This is a genomic window from Streptomyces sp. NPDC060000 (assembly GCF_042737375.1).
Classification (GTDB): domain Bacteria; phylum Actinomycetota; class Actinomycetes; order Streptomycetales; family Streptomycetaceae; genus Streptomyces.
Genome location: NZ_JBHWUU010000080.1, coordinates 17,357 through 38,867 on the forward strand (window position 1 = coordinate 17,357; position 21,511 = coordinate 38,867).

The following is a 21,511-nucleotide window of genomic DNA, read 5'->3' on the forward strand; positions in this document are numbered from 1 at the left end:
TCAGGGCATATGACAACGGTGTTCAGTGCCGCGTTGCCGGGTACCCCCCAGCCGTAGTTCACTGTGATCCCGGGGCAGAACGCGACGGCCCGCTACGGACCACAGAAGGGCTGCTTCCATGGGGGCTGGGCACGACCACGGTCATACGCACACGCACGTGCCGGCCACCGGCACGGCCGCGGCGGCGTACCGGGGCAGACTGCGTGTCGCGCTGTCGATCACGCTCGGCGTCATGGTGGTCGAGATCGTCGGCGGGGTGCTCGCCGACTCCCTCGCGCTGATCGCGGACGCGGCCCACATGGCGACGGACGCGCTCGGCCTGGGCATGGCGCTGCTCGCCATCCACTTCGCGAACCGGCCGCCGAGCGGGAACCGCACCTTCGGGCTGGCCCGCGCCGAGATCCTGGCCGCCCTCGCCAACTGTCTGCTGCTGCTCGGGGTGGGCGGCTACGTCCTGTACGAGGCGATCCAGCGGTTCTTCACGCCGGCCGCCACCGAGGGCGGGCTGATGATCTGGTTCGGCGCGATCGGCCTGGTGGCGAACATGGTCTCCCTGTCGCTGCTGATGCGCGGCCAGGCGGAGAGCCTGAACGTGCGCGCGGCGTTCCTGGAGGTGGCGGCGGACGCGCTGGGCTCGGTGGCGGTGCTGATCTCGGCGGTGGTGATCCTGACCACCGGCTGGCAGGCCGCCGACCCGGTCGCCTCGCTCGTGATCGGCCTGATGATCGTGCCGCGGACCGTGAAGCTGCTGCGCGAGACGCTGGACGTGCTGCTGGAGTCGGCTCCCAAGGACGTCGACATGGCGGAGGTGCGGTCCCACATCCTCGCCCTGGACGGGGTGGAGGACGTCCACGATCTGCACGCGTGGACGATCACCTCCGGGATGCCGGTGCTGTCGGCGCACGTCGTGGTGCGCTCGGACGTACTGAACGCGATCGGCCACGAGAAGATGCTGCACGAGCTCCAGGGCTGCCTGGGCCACCACTTCGACGTGGAGCACTGCACCTTCCAGCTGGAGCCGAGCGGTCATGCGGAGCACGAGGCACGGCTCTGTCACTGACCGTGCACGGGCCGTCGGCGCCGGGTGATCCGCACAGGCGTTCCGGACGGTTCCGCGTGCCCGACCCCGGGCAAGATCACCTACCGGGTCCCCTGCCGGGCGCCGAACGTGCACGCTTTCGTGTGAAGTGCCGGGAGTGCCGGGCGCGTACGGCAGACTGGGGACGCGAGGACCGATGTTAAGGATGGGTATGCCGATCACACCTGCCACCGCGACACACACGTCGTCGAACGGCACCGCGGACGCGATCTTGCTGGAGCTGGTCGACGAGGACGGCGTCACGATCGGCACCGCGGAGAAGCTCGCCGCCCATCAGCCGCCGGGGCGGCTGCACCGCGCGTTCTCCGTGTTCCTCTTCGACGAGCGGGGCCGGCTGCTGCTCCAGCAGCGGGCGCTCGGCAAGTACCACTCCCCCGGTGTGTGGTCCAACACCTGCTGCGGTCACCCCTATCCCGGTGAGGCGCCGTTCGCCGCGGCCGCGCGGCGCACCTTCGAGGAGCTGGGGGCCTCCCCCTCGCTGCTCGCCGAGGCGGGCACCGTCCGCTACAACCACCCGGACCCGGACTCGGGTCTGGTGGAGCAGGAGTACAACCATCTCTTCGTGGGGCTGGTGCAGTCGGCGCTGCGGCCGGACGCGGAGGAGGTCGGCGACACGGCCTTCGTGACACCCGCCGAGCTGGCGGAGCGACACGCGAAGGGCACGTTCTCCTCCTGGTTCATGACCGTGCTGGACGCGGCGCGCCCGGCGGTCAGGGAGCTGACCGGGCCCTCGGCCGGCTGGTGACGCTCAGGACACCCGCACGGGCTTGAGCGGCAGGGCGGCCCAGATCACCTTGCCGCCGCCCGCCGTGTGCTCGATGTCGCAGATCCCGCCCGCCTCCCTGGTGATCTCACGCACCAGCAGCAGCCCGCGGCCGCCCGTCCGCCCGTGGTCGGTCTCCAGAGCGGTCGGGCGGTAGGGGTGGTTGTCCTCCACGGCCACCCGCACCCACTCGGCTCCGACGGCGACCTCCACGGCGAGCACCGGCGACAGCACCGCCGCATGCCGGACGGCGTTGGTCACGAGCTCGGAGACGATCAGCAGGAGCCCCTGGGCCAGGTCGTCGGAGACCGGCACGCCCTGGCGGTACAGCAGGTCCCGCACGGCGTGCCGCGCCTGCGGGACGGAGGCGTCCACGGCGGACGCGGTGAACCGCCAGACGCCCTCGTAGGGCAGCGGTCGCGGCTCGGTCTCCGAGGCGGATTCGGGAGGTTCGCCCGCGGCGCCCGCTGGGCGTGGGTCGGGCCCGCGCCCCTGATCGTCCATTGTCCGGTCGCCACCCTCGCGCTCGATTGTCACCACACGGGAAGTGTTGGCAACGACACACCCCCCTCCGGATGACTGAACAGAAGTCAGCAGTTATCGAGCGTTTCCGACCGGTCGTGGATGACGGAGTCGACCGCAGGACCGTTTCTGTCCGCTCCGCGCCGCGTTCGCGCACTTTTCGGGTTGTACGGGTTCGGCGGCGCCGCTCCTTCCCCTGACCGCCCTCCGGTGCTCCGTGCCTGCGGTGTCGTCCCTCTCACATCGGCCGCGGTGATCATGCGGGCAGCCCGGTGGCTAGCATCCGGAGCATGGAGCCCGAACTGCTGCACGGCATCACCGACGCGGTCGCCACCGTCGTCCTGCACCACCCGGCGAAGCGCAACGCCATGACGGCCGCGATGTGGGCCGCGCTGCCCCCCTTGCTCGACACACTGGCCGCCGACCCGGCTGTGCGGGCGCTGGTGCTGACCGGGGCGGGCGGCACGTTCTGCGCGGGGGCCGACATATCCACCCTGCGGGGATCGCCGGACGAGGCGCAGGCGCTCGCGGTGCGGGCCGAGGAGGCCGTGGCGGCGTTCCCGAAGCCGACCCTGGCGGCGGTCCGGGGGCACTGCGTCGGCGGCGGCGCCCAGCTCGCCGCCGCCTGCGACCTGCGGTTCGCCGAGGAAGGCGCGCTGTTCGGGGTGACGCCGGCGAAGCTCGGGATCGTCTACCCGTCCACCGCCACCCGCCGGTTGGTGTCCCTGGTGGGTCCGGCCGCCGCCAAGTACCTGCTGTTCTCCGGTGAGTTGATCGACACGGAGCGGGCCCTGCGTACCGGACTGGTCGACGAGGTGCTGCCCGCCGACGGACTCGACGAGCGCGTCACGGAGTTCACCCGCGTACTGGTGTCCCGCTCACAGCTGACGCAGGCCGCCGCGAAGGAGTTCGCGAACGGCCGCACGGACCGGGACGCCCACTGGAGCGCGCAGGCACGCGGCAGCGGCGACACCGCGGAGGGCGTCGCCGCGTTCCTGGAGCGCAGGGAGCCGCGTTTCACCTGGACTACGTCAGGATGAAGCGGCTGCGGGCCCGCAACTCCTCCACCAGGTGGGCGGGTGCCTTGTGCGGGGCGCCCGCGTCGTAGGGCGGCTGCGGGTCGTACTCCGTGCCCAGCTGCACGGCCCGGGCGTGGTCGTCGCCCGCGATCCGGCCGAGCAGGGCGAGCCCCATGTCGATGCCGGACGAGACACCGGCCGCGGTGACGTACTTGCCGTCGAAGACGACGCGTTCGTCGGTCGCCTCGACGCCGAATGCCGCCAGCTGACCGAGGGCCAGCCAGTGGGAGGTGGCCCGGCGGCCGTCCAGGAGACCCGCGGCGGCGAGCAGGGTCGCGCCGGTGCAGACCGAGACGCGGCGCTCCGCGCGCGGGGCGTGGACGCGCAGCCAGTCCGTCACCGGCGCGGTGTCCGGTCGGCGGGTGCCCCGGCCGCCGGGAACGAGCGGCGTGTGCGGGTCGCACGCGCGCGTGAGGGCTTCGTCCGGTACGAGGGTCAGCCCGCTGGAGGTGCGCACGGGAGCGCCGTCCAGGGAGGCCGTACGGATCCGGTATGTGTCCGGAGTGTGTCGCTCGGCGCCCGCGAAGACCTCCAGGGGGCCGGTCACGTCGAGACTCTGGACGCCGTCGAAGAGGACGACGAGAACCGTTCGCTGCGTCATGCGGACGATTCTTCGCGGACCGGGCGCAGGGCGGCAATGACGGGTTCCCCACCTTTCCTGCGATGAGTCGTCGGCACGGCCCGACGGTCTCGAGGTACCGGGACCTGCTCTGCCGGAGCGGCCGGGCGACGAGGAACGAAAGAGGAAGCTCGTGTTCCGTGCGACCGCGGACGTGCCGGGCAGACCGGTGGCGCCGACGCCACCGTGGTGACGCTCCCCTACCGGGCGCCGGCCCGGCTCCTCGGCGGGACGTCGGGCTCCGCCGGGAGCCGGAGTGTGACTGGGCGGGACAGTTCTCACCGAGGTGGGTCGGTGAGCCGGCGCCGGGCATCGACTTGAGCGCGGTATCACGCAGGCCAACAGCTCCTCGACCTTCCACAGGCATACTCAGAGGACCTTGCGCACCAGTGTGACGGGACGCGGCAGTCGGAACCATGGGGGTGTGGTGACCTTGCGCTTCGGGCCCCGCGGGTCACGCTTGTTGGAACCAGATGGTCACGTCGCCTACGACCTGCGGTGAATTGCCATTCATGTGGGAACCAGTAGCGGTGCGGAGCGTTGCCCCGGGCAGCGGAGCGTCGGCCGCCGCAGCCGATGAACCTGTTCGAGACACGCGGGCGAATCAGCCTGACCCGGCGGGAGATGACCGCCGTTCACATCACCAGGGCACTACGCCGGCGTCCTCGAAGAACTTGCCGGTCGGGCCGTCGTCGGGCAGGGTCGCGAGTTCGATGGCGATCGCCGCGCCCTGTTCGGGGGTGCGCACGCCGCGGAAGCCGTTGAGGTCGGTCGCGACGTAGCCGGGGCAGCCGGCGTTGATCAGGATGTTCGTACCGCTCAGTTCCCGGGCGTACTGGAGGGTGACGGCGTTCAGGAACGTCTTCGACGGCGCGTACGCCACGGCGATCGGACCCGTCGTCTGCTCAGCAGCGGTTCCTGACTGCCGGGTGAGGGAGCCGACACTGCTGGACATGTTCACGATCCGTGGTGAGGCGGAGCGGCGCAGCAGCGGCATCATGGCGTTGGTGACGCGGATGACGCCGATCACGTTGGTCTCCACGACCGTCCGGATGGTGGCGGGGTCGACCCGGGTGGGCTCCTGCGGCATGCCGCCGGTGATGGCGGCGTTGTTGACGAGCACGTCGAGGCGCCCGGCCTGTTCCTCGATCAGCCGTGCGGCGGCGGTCGCGCTCGCGTCGTCGGTCACGTCCAGTGGTACGCCGAACGCGTCGACGCCGGCCGCGCGCAGTCTTTCCACCGCGGCCTTACGGCGCTGATCGTCGCGGGCGCCGACGCCGACGCTCCAGCCGAGGGCGCCCAGGCCCGCGGCGATCTCGTAACCGATTCCCTTGTTCGCGCCGGTGACCAGCGCAATCGTTCGTTCACTCATGGGGACCATGCTGCCCTCGGACTCCGGTTGGGGTCCAAGACCGATCGGGTGGGCAACGATACTGCCAGGGTATTGATCCGGGGTACCGTGGCCGGATGGAGAGCCGGGAACTGCGATATTTCGTCGCTGTCGCTGAAGAGCTGCACTTCGGGCGCGCAGCGCAGCGGCTCGGGATCGCGCAGCCGCCCCTGTCGCGGGCGATCCAGCAGCTCGAACGCCGGCTCGGGGCAGCGCTGCTGGATCGGACCAGCCGCACCGTCACGCTGACCGAGGCCGGCTCGGTGCTGCTGGCCGAGGGCCGGGCCGCCCTCAACGCGGTCGACGCTGCTGAGCGCCGGACCCGCCGCGCCGCCCTTTCCGCGACCGGCCGTCCCGGCCTGGTCCTGGTGACGAAAGCCAGCGCGTCCCGCGAACTGCTGGCGAAACTGCTCGACGCGTACGCCGCCGAACCCGGCGCGGTCCCCGTCGACGTCATCCTGTGCGGCCCGGCCGAGCAGGAACGACTTCTGCGTGAGGGCCGGGCCGACGTGGCGCTGCTGCACCGGCCGTTCGACTCGACGGCCGGGTTCCACACCGAAGTACTCAGCACGGAGGGCCAGGTCGTGGTCCTGCCGGCCGGGCATCCGCTCACCGTCCGGGCCCAGGTGCACATGGCCGACATCACCGGGCTGCCGGGCCTGCCCCTGCCACGCTGGCCCGACCGCGACGGCACCTACCCGCCCGGCCCCGGCCCGCAGGTCCGCGACCACGCACAGTTGTTGCAGCTCGTCGCGCTCGGCCGGGCCTGCGCGGTCTCACCGGAGTCGTGCCGGACCCAACTGCACGGTGACCTCGCCGCCGTGCCCGTGCTGGACGCGCCGAAAGTCACCACCGTGATCGCCTGGCCACCGCACAGCCGGTCCAGAGCCGTCGCCGACCTTGTCCGGACGGCTACACGTCTCCAGTAGTTCCAACATGTCTGGCCAGGTTCCACCTGTCGTGGCCCGGCTCAACCATGATCCACCACCGAATCCAGGCCCAGGGACAGGTGTCGTGCCCAGATGACAACCATCTCGCCCAGTCACCCGGAGTGCCCGATGACCGCGCCCTGATCCCCGGGTGTCGGTGCCACCTGCCACAATTGCCGCGCAACCTCAGTGGAGAAGGCGGTACGGGATCGTGACGACACCCGGGTCCATCGAAGTAGGGTCCATCGAAGGCAGGATCGCCGAGGAGCTCGGCGTACGGCAGCGGCAGGTGAAGGCCGCCGTGGAGCTGCTCGACGGCGGCTCGACGGTGCCTTTCATCGCCCGCTACCGCAAGGAAGCGACCGAGATGCTCGACGACGCGCAGCTGCGCACGCTCGAGGAGCGGCTGCGCTACCTGCGGGAGCTGGAGGAGCGGCGGACGGCGATCCTGGAGTCGGTGCGTGAGCAGGGCAAGCTCACCGACGCGCTTCGGGCGCAGATCCTCGGCGCAGAGACCAAGGCGCGGCTGGAGGACATCTACCTGCCGTACAAGCCCAAGCGGCGCACCAAGGCGCAGATCGCGCGTGAGGCGGGCCTCGCACCGCTCGCCGAGGGGCTGCTCGGTGACCCGACGGTCGATCCGCTCGCGGCGGCCGCCGCGTTCGTCGACGCCGACAAGGGCGTCGCCGACCCGCAGGCCGCGCTGGACGGCGCGCGGGCGATCCTCACCGAGCGGTTCTCGGAGGACGCCGACCTGATCGGCGAGCTGCGCGAACGCATGTGGGCGCGTGGGCGCCTCGTGGCCAGGGTGCGCGACGGCAAGGAGGAGGCGGGCGCGAAGTTCGCCGACTACTTCGACTTCGCCGAGCCGTTCACCGCGCTGCCCTCGCACCGCGTCCTGGCGATGCTGCGGGGCGAGAAGGAGGAGGTCCTCGACCTCGTCCTGGAGCCGGAGGAGCCCTCCGGGCAGCCCGGCCCCTCCTCGTACGAGGGAATCGTGGCCGGCAGGTTCGGCATCGCCGACCGGGGCCGTCCGGGTGACAAGTGGCTGACGGACACGGTCCGCTGGGCCTGGCGCACCCGTCTCCTCGTCCACCTCGGCATCGACCTGCGGCTGCGGCTGCGGACGGCCGCCGAGGACGAGGCGGTGAACGTCTTCGCCGCCAACCTCCGCGACCTGCTGCTCGCCGCCCCGGCCGGCACGCGCGCGACGCTGGGCCTGGACCCCGGCTTCCGTACGGGCGTGAAGGTCGCCGTCGTCGACGCGACCGGCAAGGTCGTCGCCACGGACGTGATCCACCCGCACGTCCCGGCGAACAGGTGGGACGAGGCGATCGCCAAGCTCGCGCGGCTGGCCAAGGAGCACACGGTCGACCTGATCGCCATCGGCAACGGCACCGCGTCCCGCGAGACCGACAAGCTCGCCGGTGAACTCATCACCAAGCACCCGGAGTTGCAGCTCACCAAGGTGATGGTGTCCGAGGCGGGCGCCTCCGTGTACTCGGCCTCGGCCTTCGCCTCCCAGGAGCTGCCCGACATGGACGTGTCGCTGCGCGGCGCCGTGTCGATCGCCCGCCGGCTCCAGGATCCGCTCGCCGAGCTGGTGAAGATCGACCCGAAGTCGATCGGTGTCGGCCAGTACCAGCACGACCTGTCCGAGGTGAAGCTGTCGCGTTCGCTGGACGCGGTGGTGGAGGACTGTGTGAACGGCGTGGGCGTGGACGTCAACACGGCCTCGGCGCCGCTCCTCTCGCGGGTGTCCGGCATCTCCTCCGGGCTCGCCGAGAACATCGTGGCGCACCGCGACGCCAACGGGCCCTTCGCCTCCCGCTCCGAGCTGAAGAAGGTGGCCCGGCTCGGCCCCAAGGCGTACGAGCAGTGCGCGGGCTTCCTGCGCATCCGTGGCGGCAGCGACCCGCTGGACGCCTCCAGCGTGCACCCGGAGGCGTACCCGGTGGTGCGCCGCATGGTGAAGACCTCCGGCCAGGAGGTGGCGTCCCTGATCGGCAACACGGGTGTCCTGCGCTCGCTGCGGCCGACGGAGTTCGTGGACGAGACGTTCGGTCTGCCGACCGTCACGGACATCCTCAAGGAGCTGGAGAAGCCCGGGCGCGACCCGCGGCCCGCTTTCAAGACGGCCACCTTCAAGGAGGGCGTGGAGAAGATCTCCGACCTGTCCGCCGGGATGGTCCTGGAGGGCGTCGTGACCAACGTGGCGGCCTTCGGGGCGTTCATCGACGTGGGCGTCCACCAGGACGGTCTGGCGCACGTCTCCGCGCTGTCGAAGACGTTCGTCAAGGACCCCAGGGACGTCGTCAAGCCCGGCGACATCGTCAAGGTGAAGGTCCTCGACATCGACATCCCGCGCAAGCGGATCTCGCTGACGCTCCGGCTGGACGACGAGGCGGCCGCGCAGGGCGGCGAGGGCCAGTCCTTTGGCGGTGGCCGGTCGCAGCGGGGCGGCGGACGTCCGCCGCAGCAGCGGCAGCAGGGCGGCCAGCGCGGCGGGGCCGGTGGCGGCGGAGGTGGCGGGGGCGGCGGTTCGCGCCAGGCTCCCGCACCGGCCAACAGCGCGATGGCCGACGCACTGCGCCGGGCGGGCCTGGCCGACCCGAAGAAGGGCAGGCGCTGACCGGGACGAACCAGGCCGGGGCCCGGCAGGACAGGAGCCACCCGGGGGCGACCCGGCCTGAGGCGGGCCGCAGCGGGCCCCGGCGGCCCTCGTGAAACGGCCCGCCCCGCGACGCGCGGGGCGGGCCGGGTTCGGCAGGGAGCCGGGAGGCGGGGCGGGACACCGCACGGCGACCCGCGCCGGACGCCCTACCGCTCCGTCACCTTGCCGTCCGCGACCTCCAGCCGGCGGGTGACATGGACGGCGTCCAGCATGCGCCGGTCATGGGTGACCAGGAGCAGAGTGCCCTCGTAGGCGTCGAGAGCCGACTCCAGCTGCTCGATGGCCGGCAGGTCGAGGTGGTTCGTCGGCTCGTCGAGAACGAGGAGGTTGACGCCCCGGCCCTGGAGCAGCGCGAGGGCGGCGCGGGTGCGCTCGCCGGGTGACAGGGTGGCCGCCGGACGCGTGACGTGGTCCGACTTCAGGCCGAACTTGGCCAGCAGCGTGCGCACCTCGGCCGGTTCGGTGTCGGGGACGGCCACGCGGAACGCGTCCAGCAGGGCCTCGGAGCCGTAGAACAGCTGCCGTGCCTGGTCGACCTCGCCGACCAGCACACCGGAGCCCAGGGATGCCTGTCCGGCGTCCAGCGGGACCCGACCGAGGAGCGCGCCGAGGAGGGTCGACTTGCCCGCGCCGTTCGCGCCGGTCACCGCGACCCGGTCGGCCCAGTCGATCTGGAGGGACACCGGCCCGAAGATGAAGCCGTCGCGCCGTACCTCGGCTTCGCGCAGGGTGGCGACGACAGCGCCGGAGCGCGGGGCGGACGCGATCTCCATGCGCAGCTCCCACTCCTTGCGCGGCTCGTCGACGGTCTCGAGGCGTTCGATCATGCGCTGGGTCTGCCGGGCCTTCGCGGCCTGCTTCTCGCTGGCCTCGCTGCGGAACTTGCGGCCGATCTTGTCGTTGTCGTTGCCCGCCTTGCGGCGCGCGTTCTTCACACCCTTGTCCATCCAGGAGCGCTGGACCTGCGCGCGGTCCTGGAGGGCCGCCTTCTTGTCCGCGTACTCCTCGAAGTCCTCGCGGGCGTGCCGGCGGGCCACGTCCCGCTCCTCCAGGTAGGCGTCGTAGCCGCCGCCGTAGAGGTTGATCTGCTGCTGGGCGAGATCGAGTTCGAGGACCTTGGTGACCGTGCGGGTGAGGAACTCGCGGTCGTGGCTGACGACGACGGTGCCGGCGCGCAGCCCGGTCACAAAGCGTTCGAGGCGCTCCAGGCCGTCGAGGTCGAGGTCGTTGGTCGGCTCGTCGAGGAGGAAGACGTCGTAGCGCGAGAGGAGGAGGGAGGCGAGGCCCGCGCGGGCGGCCTGCCCGCCGGACAGGGAGGTCATCGGCTGGTCGAGGTCGATCCCGAGGCCGAGGGAGTCGGCGACCTCCTCGGCGCGCTCGTCGAGGTCGGCGCCACCGAGGTCGAGCCAGCGTTCCAGGCTCGTCGCATAGGCGTCGTCGGCGCCGGGCGCGCCGTCGACCAGGGCCTGGGTGGCCTCGTCCATCGTGCGCTGTGCCTCGGCGACGCCGGTGCGGCGGGCCAGGAACTCCCGCACGCTCTCACCGGGCCGGCGCTCCGGTTCCTGGGGCAGATGGCCGACGGACGCGGTCGGCGGCGAGAGCCTGAGCTCGCCCTGCTCGGGCGTGGTGAGCCCGGCGAGCAGCTTCAGCAGGGTGGACTTGCCGGCGCCGTTGGCACCGACCAGCCCGATCACGTCCCCGGGGGCGACGACGAGGTCGAGCCCGGAGAAGAGGGAGCGGTCGCCGTGGCCGGCGGCGAGATTCTTGGCGACGAGGGTGGCAGTCATCAGGTCGTAGATTCTAGTGGTCGTCCCGCAGTGCGGTCGCGCCGGATTACCCGCGGTCCCGCTGTCCGGCGCCGTGGTCGGTTAACGTCCGGACGTGGACACTCGGTTGAACAGCGATGTGATCGTGGTCGGCGGCGGGGTCATCGGGCTGGCGACGGCCCTCGCACTGGCCGAGCGCGGCCTGCGGGTCCGGGTCTGGACGCGTGAGCCGGCCGAGCGGACCACCTCGGCCGTGGCCGGTGCGCTGTGGTGGCCGTACCACATCGAGCCGATCGTGTCGGCGCGGGCATGGGCGCTGCGCTCGCTGGAGATCTACGAGCAGCTCGCCGAGCGGCCCGGGGAGAGCGGCGTACGGCTCGTCGAAGGGACGCTCGGCGAGACGGACCTGGACAGGGTCGAGAGCTGGACGGCGGGCCGGCTGGCCGGGCTGCGCCGGTCCACGGCAGACGAGTACGGCGCGGGGACCGGCGTACGGGCGCGGCTGCCGCTGATCGACATGTCGATGTTCCTGCCCTGGCTCCGGCAGCGGCTGCTGCGGGCGGGCGGCACCGTCGAGGAGCGCACGGTGACCGACCTCGCGGAGGCCGAGGCGCCGGTGGTGGTCAACTGCGCGGGGCTGGGCGCCCGGGAGCTGGCGGCGGACCCGTCGGTGCGGCCCGTGCGGGGGCAGCTCGTCGTCGTGGAGAACCCCGGTGTCGACACCTGGCTGGTCTCCACCGGCCCGGACGGCGAGATGGCGTACCTGTTCCCGCACTCCGGGCGGCTGCTGCTGGGCGGCACGGCGCAGGACGACGTCTGGTCGCTGGAGCCGGATCCGAAGGTGGCCGAGGCGATCGTACGGCGCTGCGCGGCCCTGCGGCCGGAGGTCGCCGGGGCTCGGGTCCTGGAGCACCGGGTGGGGCTGAGGCCGGTCCGGGACACGGGCCGGCTGGAGCGTGCGGAGCTGCCGGACGGGCGGACGGTGGTGCACCACTACGGGCACGGCGGGGCGGGCGTCACGGTGGCGTGGGGGTGTGCGGAGGAGGCGGCCGCGCTGGTGCTCTCGGCCGCCTCCTCCTGACCCCGCCGCGGTGACCAGAATCCGGTGGTAAGGGATCCGGTGTCAGGGGATCCGGTACGGGTGGTGCGGTGTCCGTACGCCGTTCAGGGGCCGGGCCCCGGGGGTGACCGCCGCCGCTCCGGAGGTGGCGCGGGCGAAGGCGTCGGCGCCTCCGACGAGCGGCACCCGGGCCGAGGTGCGGGACAGGTCCAGGGTGAGGGTCGGGGTGTCGGCGGGCGGGTCGATGAGGTCCCTGTCGGTGCCCGCGACGATCAGTGCGAGACGGTGACCGGCCGGGACGACATGGTCGGTGGCCGCCAGGTCGATGGTGAGGGTGTACGCCCTGCCCGGGGTGAGCGGGACGCCCCTGCCCGGGTCGGCGTACGTGCCGAGGTCGGCCCAGCCACGGCTGACGACCGTCTGGCCGACGGTGGCGGTCCTGGCGGCGGTCTCCCTGAAGCACGCGCTGTCGCCCGTGGTGCTCGCACCCCAGCAGGTGCGGTCGGTGAGCGTGCTGATGCCCTCGCCGCTCGCCGCGTAGTCACGGATGGTGTCCGGGCCGAGGTCGACGAGTACGGCGCTCAGGTGGGCCGTCGCGGTGGTGGGCGTGGCGGTGACGGTGACCTGCGAGGAGCCGGACAGGCGCAGGTCACGGGTGAGGGCCCCGGTGACGAATCCGGCCTTGTCCGGGGTCGGGCTGTCAGTCTGCGCGGCCCACTCGGTCTCGCTCAGCCGCGGGTTGTCGGTGAAGGTGGCGGTGCCCGTGCCCTTGCGCAGGCCGAGGGTACCGACGCCGGGCTGGACGCCGGTGGAGGGGCGCAGGGTGGCGGTCCGGGTGCCGTGCGGCGGCCAGACGGCGGAGGTGGCCCACTGGTCGGGGTGACGTTCGATGTCGGCCATGGGCTCGCGGTCGATGCCGTTGTCGTAGCCGAGCAGTTCGTGGTCGAACCAGCGGTGCAGGGTGTCCACCCAGGCGGCTCGGCGGAAGTCGAAGGGGTCGACGTGGCCGGTCTGGGACAGCCAGATCTTGCGCTCGACGCCGTTCTTCGCGAGGGCGTCCCACCACTGGCCGAGGTGCTTGGTGCGGACGTTGAGGTCCTGGAGGCCGTGGATGAGGAAGACGCTCGCCTTCACCTTGCGGGCGTCCCTGACGTAGTCGCGCTCGGTCCACAGCGGCGTCCGGTCGCCGGTGCGCGGGGCCTCGTCGACGAGCTTTTGCTGAACGGCGGCGCACTTGGCGCGGGCCCCGGGGCTGTCGACGTAGTCGGCGAGCCAGTCGGGTCCGGAGTCGTAGAGGGGCGCGCCCTGGGCGAAGAAGTAGTCGTACCAGGAGGAGATGGCGGAGATCGGGACGATGGTCTTCAGACCCTTCACGCCGGTGGCGGCCACGCCGTTGGCTATGGTGCCGTCCCAGCTCTTGCCGATCATGCCCGTTCTGCCGTTGGTCCAGCCCGCCTTGGCGCTCGTGGTGCCGGTGCGGGTGGTGAAGGCCCTGGTGCGGCCGTTCAGCCAGTCGACGACGGCCTTCGCGGACTGGATGTCGGAGCGTCCTCCGGCGTCGTCGCATCCGTCGGAGCGGTTGGTCCCGGCGAGGTCGACGCCGACGAAGGCGTAGCCGCGCGGCACGAAGTAGTTGTCGTAGAACAGCGGCATCCCGACGACGTTTCCGGCGGCGTCGTACGTCTTGTGCTGGCTCTCGTTGCCGCGTCCGCAGCAGGAGTAGTAGGGGCTGGCGTCCATGATGACGGGCACCTTGCGGCCCTGGGCGGCGGGTTCGCGGGGGCGGACGATGTCGACGGCGACGCGGTCCGTCCTCCCGTCGCTGTCGCCGTCGAGCCCGGTGTCCACCCAGACGGCCTCACGGATGGCGTTCTCGTACGAGTAGACGGGCCGGCTCTCGCGCGGGGCGCCGTGGGCCGCGGCCGGGGTGAGGAAGGCGGCCACCAGGAGGGTGATGGCGGCGGTCGCGAGCGGTCTCCAGATCGTGAAGCGCATGCGTGTCGACATGTGCCGGACGCTACCCCGGGTCAACTCCCGTACAGAAGAGGGCAGCTGTGGGTCCGCTGTGGCCGGAACACGTCCATGGGAGTGGTCTGCCCGTGACGGCCGAATGGCGATCGTGTGACAGGAGCGGCGGTGGGCAGGCCCTGGGACACAGGGAGTCAATAGGCTCCGAACTGACCTCGTGACCCTACGACTTGGAGCTTTCGTGCACCGCAGAATCATCGCGCCGGGCGCACTCGCTGCCGCGTCCGTCCTGCTGGCGATCCCGGCATCGGCCGCGAGCGCCTCCCCCGGCGCCCCGGGTATCGGCGACCCCTACTACCCGGCGTACGGCAACGGCGGATACGACGTCTCCCACTACGACCTGCGGCTGAAGTACCAGCCGTCCACGGACGAGTTGGAGGGGACGGCGACGATCCTGGCGCAGACCACACAGGAGCTGTCGCGGTTCGATCTGGACTTCCTGCTCGATGTGAGCGAGGTGCGGGTCAACGGCGCCGAGGCGGCGTTCGCGACCTCGGGCGAGCACGAGCTGGAGATCACGCCGAAGACGCCGCTGGCCAAGGGCGCGACGGTCACGGTCGTGGTGCGGTACAGCGGGATCCCGTCGTCGAAGCAGGCGTACGGCTTCACCAGTTGGCACCGCACCCCGGACGGCGGCGTCGGCGCGAACGAGCCCGAGGCGGCCTGGTGGTGGTTCCCCGGCAACGACCACCCGCTCGACAAGGCCACCTACGACGTGTCGGTGCTGGTGCCCGACGGCTCCCAGGCCATCTCCAACGGAACGCTCCAGTCGACGAGTTCACGGCTCGGCTGGACCCGCTACAACTGGCGTTCCAACAAGCCCCAGGCCACCTATCTGGCCACACTCGCCGTGGGCAGGTTCGACATCACGACGGGCACGACCGAGAGCGGCATCCCGGTCGTCAACGCCTACAGCAAGGATCTGGGCGACAACGCCGGGGCGGCTCGGGCGAGCATCGAGCGGACCGGGGAGATCGCCGACTGGCTGAGCGGGTACTTCGGGCCGTATCCCTTCGACGCGCTCGGCGGATACGTGCCGAACACGACCACCGGATACGCGCTGGAGACACAGACCCGGCCCTTCTACAGCCCGCGACAGTTCGCGAACGGCTCCAACGTGTCCGTGGTGGTGCACGAGCTGGCCCACCAGTGGTACGGCGACTACGTGTCCGTGGCCGGGTGGAAGGACATCTGGCTCAACGAGGGCTTCGCCCGGTACGCGCAGTGGCTGTGGTCCGAGCACGAGGACGAGGGCACGGCGCAGGACCTCGCCGACTACGTGTACGCCTCGCACCCGGCCGACGACGCGTTCTGGACGGTCAGGCCGGGCGATCCGGGCGCGGCGAACCAGTTCGACATCGCCGTCTACGACCGGGGCGCGCTGGCCGTCCAGGCGCTGCGCAACGAGATCGGCGACGACGCCTTCTTCGCCGTCCTGAAGGGCTGGCCGCGCAAGCACGCGTACGGCAACGCGAGCGTCGCCGACTTCCAGAAGTACGCCGAGCAGATCTCCGGCAGGCAGCTGGGCGCCCTGTTCGACACCTGGCTGTTCCAGCCGGAGAAGCCGGCCGGGTCGGCCGCGCGTACCGCGTCCCTCGCCGAGGCGCCGGCCGCTCTCGTACAGCCGAAGTCCTGGAAGAAGATCGCGGCGACGAACGACGTGCACGAGCACTGACCGTCGTCAGCGCTCGATGAAGGGACGTCCAGGCCCCCGCTCCCGGCCCGGAGGCGCTACCGCCCGGTGGCCGCCGCCCGGGCCGGGAGTGCGTCGCGCGGCATCGCGGCGCTGTCCGTGGACGGCACCGTGCACGCGTACGCCCCGGCCAGCGCGCCGAACTCGGCGCACCGGTGCGGCGGCTCGCCGCCCAGGCGCCCGAAGAGGAAGGCGGACGCGAAGGCGTCACCCGCGCCGTTGGAGTCGACCACCGGCCCCGGCGGTGCGGCGGCCGGGATGTGGGTCAGCTCGCCGCCGGTGAGCAGGTACGCGCCCTTCGCACCAGCGGTGGCGACGACCACCTCCGCGTGACCCCGCTCGGCGATACGGCGCATGGTCGCCTCGGGGTCGGTCAGTGCGGTCACGGAGACGAAGACGACGTCCGCCTCGTAGGCGAAGGCCTCGTGGTAGGGGTTCTCCCCGTCCCAGTTGTGCAGGTCGGTGGAGATGCCGACGCCCGCCTCGCGCAGCACGGGCAGGGCCTCGGCACAGGGATGGGTGATGGACACGTGCGCGTGGCGGCTCGCGGCGGCCAGGGTCCGCAGGGTGTCCTGCGGGAAGCGGTCGTCCGGGCGCCCTCGGCTGTTGTCGTACAGCGACAGCCGACGCCCGTCCGGGCCGACCAGGTTGACCGCGCGCTTGGTGCCGGCGGGCTGCGGGATCGCGGTGAGGGCGATGCCCTGCTCCCGGTGCAGGGCACGGACCAGATCTCCCTCGGGGTCGTCGCCCAGGAAGTCGAGGTGGTGGACGCGCAGGCCCAGTGCGGTCAGGCCCAGGGCGACGAAGTCACCGGTCTGTCCGGCGCGGGCGCGGATCCCGCCGTCGATCATGTAGCTGTCGGCGTACGGAAGCGGTAGCTCCGGCACATGCACGATCGTGTCCACGCCCGCCCCGCCCAGGACCAGGACGTCGACGTCGTCGGTGGTGCCGAAGTGCTCGACGATCTCGGCGTTCCCGGGGCTCCCGGCGTTCCCAGCGTTCCCGGCGTTCCCGGCGTTCCCGGCGTTCCCGGCGTTCCCGGCGTTCCCGCTGTCAGCGTGCATGGGTGCTACCCCTCCCCGTGGTCGTACACCGTCACCGCGACGCCCCGCTCGACCAGCCGCCCGGTGACGAGCGGTTCGACGCGGGACCACTTGCCGCCGGCCAGACCGCAGCCTATCCGGGGCATGTGCACCGACGCGCCGAGTTCGATGGCACGGTCGGCGAGGCGGGCCAGTGCCGTGTCGATGGCCGGGTAGCGCACCGGGACGCCCTTGCTGCCCGTCCTGGTGCCGCGCTGGCCGATCATGTTGGCGACCCAGACGTCGGGCTTGACCCGGACGAGCTGGAGCGCGCCCAGACCGAAGTCGTTCGAGGCGCGCTCCCGGTGCCAGGCACGGTAGGCGGCCTCCGGCTCGGGCCAGCGGCGGGACAGCGCCAGGACGAAACCCTTCCCCCATCCGCCGATGTCGTTGCAGACATGGGCGATCACCTTGACGCCCTTCACCGACGGAACGGTGGCGTCACCCCGGACGTAAGTGATCTCCGACATGACGCCACGGTAGGCGATGCCACTGACACTGGCTCCGGCCCGCTGACGCGACCGGTTTCACAGCGGTGGTGTCACAGCGATACTGCTGCACATGACGATCGAGACCGAGGAGCCGACCCTCACGGTCGACGAGCTGGCCGCCCGCGCGGGCGTCACGGTACGGACCGTGCGCTTCTACGGCACCAAGGGCCTGCTGCCCCCGCCGGTCATCGGTCCGCGCCGGGTGGGGCGCTACGGGCCCGGGCATCTCGCGCGCCTGGGGCTGATCGAGGAGCTGCGCCGGCAGGGCCTGACGCTGGCGGCGATCGAACGCTATCTGGACCGGTTGCCGCCCGGTCTCGACGCCCACGACCTCGCCGTGCACCGGGCCGTGGTGGCCTCGTGGGCGCCGGACGCCGTGGAGACGGTGGAGCGGGAGGAACTCGGGCGGCGGGCGGGGCGGGCGCTCGGCGAGGAGGACGTGGACCGGCTCGCGGCGATGGGCGTGCTGGAAGCCGGCGCCGGGGATGCGGCCGGCGAGGACTCGTACCGCGTCGACGCGGGGCTGCTGAGGCTGGGCGTGCGGCTCCTCGACGTACCGCTGTCCCCGGAGGCGATCCGCGCGGCCCGGACCGTCCTCCTCGACCACGCGCGTGCCGCGGCCCACGAGCTGTCGCGGCTGCTGCGCGAGGAGGTGCCGGAGGGCGACGCGCGGGTGGTGAGGTCGCTGTCGGCGCACATGCAGCCCCTGGTCGTCCAGGCTCTGCTGACGGCTTTCCAGCGGTCGCTCACGCAGGAGCTGCGGGAGTGGCTCGGGGAGCCGCCGGCGGACGGCTCCCCCTGACGGGCCCGGCGGGGCTCCCCCGACGGGCCCGGCGGCTCAGCGGCCGTCCGTGAAGGTCTCCCCCTTCTCCGCCTTCTCCACCAGCAGCGCGGGCGGGGTGAAGCGGTCGCCGTAGCGTTCGGCGAGCCGGCGCGCACGGGCCACGAACGCGGGGAGCCCGGTGCCCAGTTCGGCGCCGCCGTCGTAGCCGTTGATGTACTGCAGGACGCCTCCGGTCCAGCCGGGGAAGCCGATGCCGAGGAGAGAGCCGATGTTGGCGTCCGCGACGGACGTCAGGACGCCCTCCTCGAGGAGCTTGACCGTGTCGAGGGCCTCGGCGAAGAGCATGCGTTCCTGCATGTCCCTGAAGGGGATCCCGGCGTCCGCGCGCGTGAAGTGCTCGCGCAGGCCCGGCCAGAGTCCGGCCCGCCGGCCGTCCTCGCCGTACTCGTAGAAGCCGGCGCCCCCGCTGCGGCCGGTGCGGCCGAACTCGTCGACCATGCGGTCGATGACGGCCTCGGCGGGGTGCCCGGGCCAGGTGCCGCCCGCTTCCTCCACGGCCCGCTTGGATTCGTTGCGGATCTTGCGCGGGAGGGTGAGCGTCAGCTCGTCCATCAGGGACAGGACCTTGGCCGGGTAGCCCGCCTGGGCCGCCGCCTGTTCCACGGACGCGGGCTCGATGCCCTCGCCGACCATGGCGACGCCCTCGTTGATGAAGTGGCCGATCACCCGTGAGGTGAAGAAGCCGCGCGAGTCGTTGACGACGATCGGTGTCTTCTTGATCTGCCGGACCAGGTCGAAGGCGCGCGCGAGCGCCTCCTCGCCGGTGCGCTCGCCCTTGATGATCTCGACGAGCGGCATCTTGTCCACGGGTGAGAAGAAGTGCAGCCCGATGAAGTCGTCCTGGCGCTCGACGCCCTCGGCGAGGGCCGTGATCGGCAGAGTGGAGGTGTTGGAGCACAGCAGGGCGTCGGGGGCGACGACCTGCTCGATCTCCTGGAACACCTTGTGCTTGAGGGAGGTGTCCTCGAAGACGGCCTCGATCACGGCGTCGCAGCCGGCCAGATCCTGGGGGTCGGCGGTGGGCGTGATGCGGGCGAGCAGCGCGTCCGCCTTCTCCTGCGTCGTACGCCCCCGGGAGACGGCCTTGGCGCACAGCTTCTCGGAGTAGGCCCTGCCCTTGAGGGCGGCCTCCGGGGTGACGTCCTTCAGGACGACGTCGATGCCCGCGCGGGCGCACGAGTAGGCGATGCCCGCGCCCATCATCCCGGCGCCCAGGACGGCCACCTTGCGGACCTGGCGGGGCGCGACGCCCTTGGGGCGGCTGACGCCGGAGTTGACGGCCTGGAGGTCGAAGAAGAACGCCTGGATCATGTTCTTCGACGTCTGCCCGGCGGCCAGCTCGACGAAGTAGCGCGCCTCGATGACCTGTGCGGTCTCGAAGTCGACCTGGGCGCCCTCGACGGCCGCGGCGAGGATGCTGCGCGGAGCCGGGTAGGGGGCGCCGTTGGTCTCCTTGCGCAGACTGGCCGGGAACGCGGGCAGGTTGGCGGCGAACCGGGGGTTCGACGGGGTGCCGCCCGGGATGCGGTAGCCCGGCCTGTCCCAGGGCTGCTGCGACTCGGGGTTGGCGTCGACGAAGGCGCGGGCCTTGGCCATCAGTTCGTCGGGCGAGGTGGCCACCTCGTCGACGAGGCCGTTCTCCAGGGCTCGCCGCGGGCTGTACTGGGTGCCCTTGAGGAGGACTTTGAGGAGGGCGTCGGTGATGCCCAGCAGCCGGACGGTGCGCACGACGCCGCCGCCGCCGGGGAGCAGGCCGAGGGTGACCTCGGGGCAGCCGATCTTCGAGCCGGGCGCGTCGAGGGCGACGCGGTGGTGGCAGGCGAGGGCGAGCTCGTAGCCGCCGCCGAGGGCCGCGCCGTTCAGCGCGGCGACGACGGGCTTGCCGAGGGTCTCGATGCGGCGGAGGTTGCGCTTGATCTCCAGTCCGCCGTCCAGCAGGTCCTGGGCCGTCTCCGGGGTGACGCGGATGAGGTCGCGCAGGTCGCCGCCCGCGAAGAAGGTCTTCTTGGCGGAGGTGAGGATGATGCCCCGGATGGAGTCCTTCTCTGCCTCCAGGCGGTCGGTGACCGCGGCGAGGGAGGCGCGGAAGGCCGCGTTCATGGTGTTCGCGGACTGGTCGGGGTCGTCCAGGACGAGGGTGACGAGGCCGGTGCGGTCCTGTTCCCAGCGGATGGTGGTGCTCTGTGTCATGACGGGGTCTCCGTAGAAGTCTGTGAGTTCCGCTGGGTGGTCAGACGCGCTCGACGATGGTGGCGATGCCCATGCCGCCGCCGACGCAGAGGGTGGCGAGGCCGTAGCGCTTGTCCTGGCGCTCCAGTTCGTCGACGAGCGAGCCGAGGATCATCGCGCCGGTGGCGCCGAGCGGGTGACCGAGGGCGATCGCGCCGCCGTTGACGTTGACCTTGTCCAGGGACAGGCCCATGTCCTTGGCGAAGCGCAGGACGACCGCCGCGAACGCCTCGTTGATCTCGACGAGGTCGATGTCGTCGATGGTCAGACCGGCCTTGGCGAGTGCCTTGCGGGTCGCGGGCGCGGGGCCGGTGAGCATGATCGTGGGCTCGGAGCCGGAGACCGCGGCGGCGACGATCCGCGCGCGCGGGGTGAGTCCGTGGCGCTCGCCGACCTCCCTGGAGCCGATCGCGACCAGGGAGGCGCCGTCGACGATGCCGGAGGAGTTGCCCGCGTGGTGGACGTGATCGATCTTCTCCACCCAGTGGTACTTCTGGAGCGCCACCGCGTCGAAGCCGCCCAGCTCACCGATGTCGGCGAAGGACGGCTTCAGCCTGCCCAGCGAGTCGGCGGTGGTGCCGGGGCGCGGGTGCTCGTCGTGGTCGAGGACGACGAGGCCGCTGCGGTCCTTCACCGGCACCACGGAACGGTCGAAGCGGCCCTCCTTCCAGGCCGTCGCCGCCCGCTCCTGCGACAGGGCCGCGTACTCGTCGACATCGCGCCGGGAGAAGCCCTCGATGGTGGCGATGAGGTCGGCGCCGATGCCCTGCGGCACGAAGTTGACGGCCAGGTTGGTCATCGGGTCGTTGAACCAGGCTCCGCCGTCCGAGGCCATCGGCACCCGGGACATCGACTCCACCCCGCCCGCCAGGACGAGGTCCTCCCAGCCCGAGCGGACCTTCATGGCGGCCAGGTTGACCGCCTCGAGGCCCGAGGCGCAGAAGCGGTTCTCCTGTACCCCCGCCACCGTGTCCGGCAGGCCGGCCGCGATCGCGGCGGTGCGCGCGATGTCGGAGCCCTGGTCGCCGACGGGGCTGACCACGCCGAGCACGATGTCGTCGATCGCGGCCGGGTCGAGGCCCGGGAAGCGGCTGCGCAGCTCGTGGATGAGGCCGACGACGAGATCGATGGGCTTCGTGCCGTGCAGGGCGCCGTTCGCCTTGCCGCGCCCGCGCGGGGTGCGGATCGCGTCGTACACGTACGCTTCGGTGCTCACTGATAAGCCTTTCGGGAGGGTGGGCCG

General features: G+C 71.9%; 17 protein-coding genes and 1 pseudogene. 9 read left to right on the forward strand and 9 right to left on the reverse strand.

The genetic code is table 11. The features are described 5' to 3' along the window. Positions 1-118: 118 nt before the first annotated feature. Both ACFWBB_RS33560 and idi read left to right on the forward strand, forming a co-directional pair. Positions 119-1,060 carry a cation diffusion facilitator family transporter gene (locus tag ACFWBB_RS33560; protein ID WP_385280093.1) on the forward strand — a complete coding sequence of 314 codons (942 nt, stop codon included), beginning with the start codon at positions 119-121 and terminating at the stop codon, positions 1,058-1,060. Positions 1,061-1,250: 190 nt separating this feature from the next. Beyond that, a complete protein-coding gene (idi, locus tag ACFWBB_RS33565; protein ID WP_385280096.1) occupies positions 1,251-1,844 on the forward strand; it encodes an isopentenyl-diphosphate Delta-isomerase in 594 nt (197 codons plus the stop codon). Between the two features lie 3 nt (positions 1,845-1,847). Here the strand turns inward: idi and ACFWBB_RS33570 are convergent, their stop codons facing one another. Beyond that, complete coding sequence (locus tag ACFWBB_RS33570; protein ID WP_385280173.1) at positions 1,848-2,366, reverse strand: ATP-binding protein; 519 nt, start codon at positions 2,364-2,366, stop codon at positions 1,848-1,850. Between the two features lie 308 nt (positions 2,367-2,674). On the opposite strand from ACFWBB_RS33570, the gene ACFWBB_RS33575 reads away from it, so the two are divergent. Further along, complete coding sequence (locus ACFWBB_RS33575) at positions 2,675-3,424, forward strand: enoyl-CoA hydratase/isomerase family protein (RefSeq protein ID WP_385280099.1); 750 nt, start codon at positions 2,675-2,677, stop codon at positions 3,422-3,424. Here the strand turns inward: ACFWBB_RS33575 and ACFWBB_RS33580 are convergent. Then, entirely contained in the window at positions 3,411-4,064 is a 654-nt protein-coding gene (locus ACFWBB_RS33580) for a DJ-1/PfpI family protein (protein WP_385280102.1), read from the reverse strand. The genes ACFWBB_RS33575 and ACFWBB_RS33580 overlap by 14 nt on opposite strands. A 151-nt stretch (positions 4,065-4,215) precedes the next feature. On the opposite strand from ACFWBB_RS33580, the pseudogene ACFWBB_RS33585 reads away from it, so the two are divergent. Next, positions 4,216-4,337: pseudogene (locus tag ACFWBB_RS33585) on the forward strand (LPFR motif small protein); the annotation flags it as partial. Between the two features lie 385 nt (positions 4,338-4,722). Here ACFWBB_RS33585 and ACFWBB_RS33590 read toward each other — a convergent pair. After that, positions 4,723-5,454: an SDR family NAD(P)-dependent oxidoreductase gene (locus tag ACFWBB_RS33590; protein ID WP_385280105.1), complete on the reverse strand. Its 732-nt coding sequence runs from the start codon at positions 5,452-5,454 to the stop codon at positions 4,723-4,725. A 95-nt stretch (positions 5,455-5,549) separates the two neighbouring features. Here ACFWBB_RS33590 and ACFWBB_RS33595 point away from each other — a divergent pair, with 95 nt between their 5' ends. Further along, the gene (locus ACFWBB_RS33595; RefSeq protein WP_385280108.1) at positions 5,550-6,401 is read left to right on the forward strand and encodes a LysR family transcriptional regulator; all 852 of its coding nucleotides are present in this window, start codon (positions 5,550-5,552) and stop codon (positions 6,399-6,401) included. A 211-nt stretch (positions 6,402-6,612) separates the two neighbouring features. Next, the gene (locus ACFWBB_RS33600; RefSeq protein ID WP_385280112.1) at positions 6,613-9,033 is read left to right on the forward strand and encodes a Tex family protein; all 2,421 of its coding nucleotides are present in this window, start codon (positions 6,613-6,615) and stop codon (positions 9,031-9,033) included. A gap of 188 nt (positions 9,034-9,221) precedes the next feature. Here ACFWBB_RS33600 and ACFWBB_RS33605 read toward each other — a convergent pair whose 3' ends face one another. After that, a complete protein-coding gene (locus ACFWBB_RS33605; RefSeq protein ID WP_385280115.1) occupies positions 9,222-10,862 on the reverse strand; it encodes an ABC-F family ATP-binding cassette domain-containing protein in 1,641 nt (546 codons plus the stop codon). 94 nt (positions 10,863-10,956) lie between these two features. On the opposite strand from ACFWBB_RS33605, the gene ACFWBB_RS33610 reads away from it, so the two are divergent. Next, a complete protein-coding gene (locus ACFWBB_RS33610; protein WP_385280117.1) occupies positions 10,957-11,922 on the forward strand; it encodes an FAD-dependent oxidoreductase in 966 nt (321 codons plus the stop codon). A gap of 42 nt (positions 11,923-11,964) precedes the next feature. On the opposite strand, the gene ACFWBB_RS33615 is transcribed toward ACFWBB_RS33610, so the two are convergent. Then, positions 11,965-13,908 carry a Xaa-Pro dipeptidyl-peptidase gene (locus tag ACFWBB_RS33615; RefSeq protein WP_385280120.1) on the reverse strand — a complete coding sequence of 648 codons (1,944 nt, stop codon included), beginning with the start codon at positions 13,906-13,908 and terminating at the stop codon, positions 11,965-11,967. Between the two features lie 202 nt (positions 13,909-14,110). Between ACFWBB_RS33615 and ACFWBB_RS33620 the strand changes: the two genes are divergently transcribed. Continuing rightward, complete coding sequence (locus tag ACFWBB_RS33620) at positions 14,111-15,604, forward strand: M1 family metallopeptidase (protein WP_385280123.1); 1,494 nt, start codon at positions 14,111-14,113, stop codon at positions 15,602-15,604. Between the two features lie 56 nt (positions 15,605-15,660). On the opposite strand, the gene ACFWBB_RS33625 is transcribed toward ACFWBB_RS33620, so the two are convergent. Next, entirely contained in the window at positions 15,661-16,686 is a 1,026-nt protein-coding gene (locus ACFWBB_RS33625; protein WP_385280126.1) for an adenosine kinase, read from the reverse strand. 5 nt (positions 16,687-16,691) lie between these two features. Continuing rightward, positions 16,692-17,174, reverse strand: a complete 483-nt coding sequence (locus ACFWBB_RS33630; protein ID WP_385280129.1) for a macro domain-containing protein — start codon at positions 17,172-17,174, stop codon at positions 16,692-16,694. A 91-nt stretch (positions 17,175-17,265) separates the two neighbouring features. Here ACFWBB_RS33630 and ACFWBB_RS33635 point away from each other — a divergent pair, with 91 nt between their 5' ends. Continuing rightward, entirely contained in the window at positions 17,266-17,997 is a 732-nt protein-coding gene (locus ACFWBB_RS33635; protein ID WP_385280132.1) for a MerR family transcriptional regulator, read from the forward strand. A 36-nt stretch (positions 17,998-18,033) separates the two neighbouring features. Here the strand turns inward: ACFWBB_RS33635 and ACFWBB_RS33640 are convergent, their stop codons facing one another. Together ACFWBB_RS33640 and ACFWBB_RS33645 are read right to left on the reverse strand one after the other, a co-directional pair. After that, positions 18,034-20,229, reverse strand: a complete 2,196-nt coding sequence (locus ACFWBB_RS33640) for a 3-hydroxyacyl-CoA dehydrogenase NAD-binding domain-containing protein (protein ID WP_385280135.1) — start codon at positions 20,227-20,229, stop codon at positions 18,034-18,036. Positions 20,230-20,269: 40 nt separating this feature from the next. Beyond that, the gene (locus ACFWBB_RS33645) at positions 20,270-21,484 is read right to left on the reverse strand and encodes an acetyl-CoA C-acetyltransferase (RefSeq protein WP_385280139.1); all 1,215 of its coding nucleotides are present in this window, start codon (positions 21,482-21,484) and stop codon (positions 20,270-20,272) included. Positions 21,485-21,511: the final 27 nt, after the last annotated feature.

Excerpts from the sequence above, each read along its gene's own strand:
- ACFWBB_RS33560 (WP_385280093.1), top strand. The coding sequence starts at position 119 with ATGGGGGCTGGGCACGACCACGGTCATACGCACACGCACGTGCCGGCC.
- idi (WP_385280096.1), top strand. The coding sequence starts at position 1,251 with ATGCCGATCACACCTGCCACCGCGACACACACGTCGTCGAACGGCACC.
- ACFWBB_RS33570 (WP_385280173.1), bottom strand. The coding sequence starts at position 2,366 with ATGGACGATCAGGGGCGCGGGCCCGACCCACGCCCAGCGGGCGCCGCG.
- ACFWBB_RS33575 (WP_385280099.1), top strand. The coding sequence starts at position 2,675 with ATGGAGCCCGAACTGCTGCACGGCATCACCGACGCGGTCGCCACCGTC.
- ACFWBB_RS33580 (WP_385280102.1), bottom strand. The coding sequence starts at position 4,064 with ATGACGCAGCGAACGGTTCTCGTCGTCCTCTTCGACGGCGTCCAGAGT.
- ACFWBB_RS33590 (WP_385280105.1), bottom strand. The coding sequence starts at position 5,454 with ATGAGTGAACGAACGATTGCGCTGGTCACCGGCGCGAACAAGGGAATC.
- ACFWBB_RS33595 (WP_385280108.1), top strand. The coding sequence starts at position 5,550 with ATGGAGAGCCGGGAACTGCGATATTTCGTCGCTGTCGCTGAAGAGCTG.
- ACFWBB_RS33605 (WP_385280115.1), bottom strand. The coding sequence starts at position 10,862 with ATGACTGCCACCCTCGTCGCCAAGAATCTCGCCGCCGGCCACGGCGAC.
- ACFWBB_RS33615 (WP_385280120.1), bottom strand. The coding sequence starts at position 13,908 with ATGTCGACACGCATGCGCTTCACGATCTGGAGACCGCTCGCGACCGCC.
- ACFWBB_RS33625 (WP_385280126.1), bottom strand. The coding sequence starts at position 16,686 with ATGCACGCTGACAGCGGGAACGCCGGGAACGCCGGGAACGCCGGGAAC.
- ACFWBB_RS33630 (WP_385280129.1), bottom strand. The coding sequence starts at position 17,174 with ATGTCGGAGATCACTTACGTCCGGGGTGACGCCACCGTTCCGTCGGTG.
- ACFWBB_RS33635 (WP_385280132.1), top strand. The coding sequence starts at position 17,266 with ATGACGATCGAGACCGAGGAGCCGACCCTCACGGTCGACGAGCTGGCC.
- ACFWBB_RS33640 (WP_385280135.1), bottom strand. The coding sequence starts at position 20,229 with ATGACACAGAGCACCACCATCCGCTGGGAACAGGACCGCACCGGCCTC.